Origin of the sequence: Vibrio sp. MM46 (assembly GCF_027587135.1) — a bacterium.
In the GTDB taxonomy this organism is placed as follows: domain Bacteria; phylum Pseudomonadota; class Gammaproteobacteria; order Enterobacterales; family Vibrionaceae; genus Vibrio; species Vibrio harveyi.
Genome location: NZ_JAPPTO010000122.1, coordinates 1 through 329, shown reverse-complemented (window position 1 = coordinate 329; position 329 = coordinate 1). Strand labels below are relative to the sequence as shown.

Annotated in this window: 1 pseudogene; it reads right to left on the bottom strand. The window is 49.2% G+C overall.

Features of this window, described 5'->3' with window-relative positions:
- Nucleotides 1-329 (bottom strand): annotated as a pseudogene (locus OH459_RS28230) (conjugal transfer mating-pair stabilization protein TraG); the annotation flags it as partial.

Below are 329 nucleotides of genomic sequence, written 5' to 3'. Positions count from 1 at the left end.
GCAGAGGTATTGGTGGAGATATTACCTCGGCTGACCGTTTGTGTGCTGTCGTAGGTAGTGCGTCCATCGGCGTGTTGTGTGGTCACCGAACCGTCTTGATTTTGGGTATAGCTGTGTCCTTGGTTGGTGAGTGTGTTTGTGTCAAATTTATTCGCATGGGTGTTGTTCATGCTGTGGTTATCAATTTGCATACTGCCAAAATCCAAATTACCGGTTGAGGCTGCCGCGCTCGCTCTGGCGTTGGTTGAGTTAATCATGCTTGATAGTTGGTAGTTCATGCTTGACATGACCGATTGCCCGCCTTTGAGTATTCCCCCGGCGATTAACGG